Source organism: Streptomyces lunalinharesii, from assembly GCF_039532155.1.
Lineage (GTDB): Bacteria > Actinomycetota > Actinomycetes > Streptomycetales > Streptomycetaceae > Streptomyces > Streptomyces lunalinharesii.
In genome coordinates, this window is record NZ_BAAARK010000124.1 from 1 (window position 1) to 668 (window position 668).

At 67.7% G+C, this 668-nt stretch carries 1 protein-coding gene; it reads right to left on the reverse strand.

Annotated elements, in window-relative coordinates:
• Window positions 1-92 precede the first annotated feature (92 nt).
• Window positions 93-668: serine hydrolase (locus tag ABD385_RS41240; RefSeq protein WP_344585424.1), on the reverse strand; the 576-nt coding region annotated here is incomplete at its 5' end.

The window sequence follows — 668 nt, forward strand, 5'->3', positions numbered from 1 at the left end:
CCCAGAGACCTTGCCAACGTGGCCCCAGCAGCGTGGCGCCGCCCCAGCTGGTGGTCGGGTGTCCGCCCTGAAGGGACACGGGGCGTTGCCAACTACGCGTTGAAGGCGAGCGCCCGGAAGGTGTTGCGGATGTCGGTCAGTGGCTGGCAGTCGCGCGTGTAGTAGAGCTTGTTGGTCAGCAACACGGCCCAGCGTCCTTGCCTGGGTGAGATCCACGTACCGGTGCCGGTGAAGCCGTAGTGGACCCAGACGTCCTCGTCAGCGCCCGTCCCGGCAGCGGGATGCCAGAAGAAGCCGCGCCCAGGCTGCAACGCACCTGTTTGGACCTTCAAGGACTCCCTGATCCAGTCACGCCCGAAACCAGCATTCCCAGGCCGGAGGTGGGGCGCGAGCATGTGGCGCAGGAAGGCGACGAGGTCGTCGAGGACGGTGAACGCGCCGGCGATGCCGCATACCCCGTCGAGGAGTCGGGCGGAGAAGTCGTGGGCAGTGCCTTTGAGATGGGTGCCGGTGGCCTCGTCCAGTTCGGTCGGTGCGCAGCGGGCGGCGATGTCGTCGGGTAGGGGTCCGAAGCGGGTGGAGTCCATGCGCAGGGGGTGCCAGATCCGTTGCTCGGCGAGTTGGTCGAGGGGCAGGCCGGCGAGGTGTTCGGTGAGGTAGCCGAGGAT